This window comes from 'Chrysanthemum coronarium' phytoplasma, assembly GCF_000744065.1.
Classification (GTDB): domain Bacteria; phylum Bacillota_I; class Bacilli_A; order Acholeplasmatales; family Acholeplasmataceae; genus Phytoplasma; species Phytoplasma asteris.
Genome location: NZ_BBIY01000055.1, coordinates 1 through 3514 on the forward strand (window position 1 = coordinate 1; position 3514 = coordinate 3514).

4 protein-coding genes are annotated in these 3514 nt (G+C 25.9%); all 4 read right to left on the minus strand.

Features of this window, described 5'->3' with window-relative positions; translation table 11 throughout:
• On the minus strand, positions 1-920 hold a 920-nt coding region (locus OYV_RS03050; protein WP_042068224.1), incomplete at its 3' end, for a transporter substrate-binding domain-containing protein.
• A 203-nt stretch (positions 921-1123) separates the two neighbouring features.
• A complete protein-coding gene (locus tag OYV_RS03055) occupies positions 1124-1870 on the minus strand; it encodes an amino acid ABC transporter ATP-binding protein (protein ID WP_042068225.1) in 747 nt (248 codons plus the stop codon).
• Complete coding sequence (locus OYV_RS03060) at positions 1863-2561, minus strand: ABC transporter permease subunit (protein WP_042068226.1); 699 nt, start codon at positions 2559-2561, stop codon at positions 1863-1865. Before OYV_RS03060 ends, OYV_RS03055 begins: the two co-directional genes overlap by 8 nt.
• Positions 2562-2953: 392 nt before the next feature.
• Positions 2954-3514: hypothetical protein (locus OYV_RS03065; protein WP_236620274.1), on the minus strand; the 561-nt coding region annotated here is incomplete at its 5' end.

A 3514-nucleotide genomic window follows, 5' to 3' on the forward strand; every position in this document is an offset into this window, starting at 1 on the left:
AATTTTAATGCTTGAGTTGTTTGGTTATCTTGTGTAAAATGTAGTTCTTCTAATGCTTTATTGACCTCTTTTGTTAATTTTTCATTTTCTTTTTTGATTGCTATATGTGATTGTTTGGTGTTTTGGAAAGTTTGGCATTCTTCTTTTGTAAGTTGAGGGTTTGAGTCATAATATTCTTTGGTTTTTTCCATTAATTGGTTATCGATTTTTGGAACTGATTTTGCTAATGTTGGATTTTTTGATATAAATAATTCTGCAACATCAGATTCTAAAATATAACCATCAATTGTTTTTGCTAGCAATCCTAAATTAAAAGCATTTAAATCTTGTAATTCTTGAGTATGATCGCTTATCATTTTTGCTTTTTTTTCGTGTGCAGAATCTTTTTGGTAAGCTATTTTTTTTTCTTTTAAATCTGCAAGATTGTTTACTTCTAAATCTTTCTGTAAGATAACTTTAACTGATCCAAAATGATAAGGGTCTGAAAAAGCAACTGTTTCTTCTCTTTCAGGGGTTTTGGTATGTCCTGCAATAACTAAATCTACTTCATTGCTTGTTAAAGCATTAAATAATCCATCAAAATCTATTTTTTTAATAATTAATTTTTTACTTAACTTTTTAGCTAATTTTTTAGCAATTGCTACATTATAACCACAAGCAAATCCATTTTTTTTTCCTTGAATAGGATGTATTTGGTCTTTGTATTGTTCGTTGTTTCCCATAGTAACCCATTCTAAAGGAGCGTATTCAAGTTCCATTCCTACTACTAAATCGCCATTTAATGCAATTTCTTCGGTTGGGGTGGTTTGAGTAGTTGTTTTATCTTTTGTTAGTTGCCACCATACAATTCCTCCTATTATGCCTAAAATTACAAAAGCACCAACAACTAAACTAATAATTAAATTTTTATTCTGTTTCATTTTATTACCTCTTTTGGGATTATATTTTTTATTAATAAAAGTTTTTGTAATTAAAAAAATTATAATTATAATATTTATTTAGTCAATTATAAAATTATCACTTTTGTTATTTACTTGTTTTTATTAAAACGCCTTATTTAATATTTTTTTTTGATTATAGTTTTTCTTTTTGGCTTGCTTATTTTAAATTTATTATTTTTGAATCATTTGTATTTATTAAAAGAAGCATCTTTGAGAAAAGTTTTTAATTTATCACTTTGAGGGTTGTTAAGTATTTGTTGTGGAGTTCCTTCTTCTAAAATTATGCCATCTGCCATAAAAACAATTCTATCAGAAATTTTTTGAGCAAATGCAATTTCATGAGTTACTAAAATAATAGTTATTTTTTCATGAGTTAAATTAGTCATAATATCAAGAACTTCTTTAGTTAATTGTGGATCCAAAGAAGCGGTAGGTTCATCAAATAAAATTATTTCTGGATTCATACATAAGGCTCTTGCAATTGCAACCCGTTGTTTTTGTCCTCCTGAAAGTGTTTGAATGCTTTGAGATGATACATCTAAGAGTCCTACTTTTTGTAATTTTTCGCGTGCTATTGTTTGTGCTTCTTCTTTGCTTTTTTTAAATACTTCTGTGAGTGCCAAAGTGCAATTATTCAAGACATTTTTGTGGGCAAATAAATTGAAATGTTGAAAAACCATGCCAATTTTTTTTCTTAAATTATACACATTATATTTTGGATTTAAGATATTTGTGCCTTCAAATAAAATAGTGCCAAAATCAGGTTCTTCCAATAAATTAAGACATCTTAAAAGAGAAGATTTACCAGCTCCTGAAGCCCCTATTAAAGTAATAATTTCGTTTTGTTTGATTTTTAAATTAATGTCTTTTAAAACAACTTTAGTTCCATATTTTTTTTGGAGATTTGTAATTTCGATGATATTATGCATTTTTGTTACCTAATTTGGTTTCTAATTTTTTTAAAAGATAAGAAGAGATGAAAATTAAAATTATATATATTAAAGATGCGTTGATTAAAAAACCAAAATTATTTGATGTTCTATAATTGTTTTTGCTAAAAGTAAAAATATCTACAACTGTAATTACATAAAAAACACAAATATCTTTGATATTTAGAATAAATTCATTGATAATTCGCAGTAAAGATTGATGGATTACTTGAGGACATATAACGCGTTTAAAAGCTTGCTTGCGAGTCATTCCTAAAGCTAGGGATGCCTCAATTTGACCAGGGTCAAAAAAGGACATATTTTTAATCATAAATTCTGCTAACATAGCGCAAGAATTAAAAATAAGGATAAATAGTGCGGCTTGAAAAGGTTCTAACCATTCAAAACAACCAGTTCTTCTAAGTCCATAAAAAAAAAGCATTGCTTGTAACATCATAGGGACACTTTTAACAAAAAAGATATAAAAATATAAGATAATATCTATTGTTTTGTAAAAATATCTCTCATAAAATCTTATCCGTTTCTTTTTTCTGATTCCTTTGATATAAAGGAGCCATAAAGATAACAAAAAAGCCCCTAATGTTCCTAAAAAAGCAAGGATTATAGTAGTACAAATTACATTCCAATATGAGGGTAGATTATTTATAAATAAATTATAGCAGTTTTTCATAGGATCGTTCCACAGTTTCTTCCTTTTTTGTATATTTAATTGTATTTTTTGATATAATTTTATACAATTTTACTTAAATTATTTGTTATTTTCTTTGGTTTTGATGTAAGATAATAAATTTCATAATATTTTTTAAAATTCATTTTGTGAATTAGTTAATTTAATAGTTATTGAATTTATTAATGTTTTTCAAAAGAAAAAATATTTCATTTAAGTTTTAATGTCTTTATTATAACACATTATTTGTTTGGTGATGGTTTTTTTTTACATAATTATTGTTTTTTGATATTTTTGTGAAATGAAATTGATAAAATAAAAACCATTTACGGGAATGCCGTAAATGGTTGTTTTCAATAATTTAATTTATAATTTTAATATTTTTTTATTAATCTTTAGTTATTTGGCCAAAGATTCTTTATTGTATCTTGTATCCAACTTGCAAAAAGTTTATCACTTAATTGTTCTACTAAAGGCATACAAGATTCATCTACATTGGATAAAAGTGTTTTAGCTTCTTTAAAAACAGTTGTTAATATACTTATTAAACTTGCTTTTGTATTATCATCATCATATGTGCATTTTTCAAAACTGTCTACTTCTACATCTTCCCAATGATCAACTCCTAAAATGCTAGAATATAGAAACTCTATAAGTTCTCCAACTTCAGATTGAGATTTAGGATTTTTGACTTTTAAATATAATTTTGTTTTGTAAGCCACGCGAGAACATGATAATGATGTTTTTGTATTTAAAGAATCTTGAATGCTTTGAATTAAATCATAATTTACTACCCCTAATTTTGGTCCTTGTGATTGTGGTGATTCAGATACAGGAGTTGTTTTTTCTTTTGGATCTTTTTTGTCATCTGCAAAAGCACTTGGAATAAATGCTGATAAGAAACATGAAATAAACACAAATGTAATTACCATCAAGAAAATTAAATAATTGTTTTT

Excerpts from the sequence above, each read along its gene's own strand:
- OYV_RS03060 (WP_042068226.1), bottom strand. The coding sequence starts at position 2,561 with ATGAAAAACTGCTATAATTTATTTATAAATAATCTACCCTCATATTGG.
- OYV_RS03055 (WP_042068225.1), bottom strand. The coding sequence starts at position 1,870 with ATGCATAATATCATCGAAATTACAAATCTCCAAAAAAAATATGGAACT.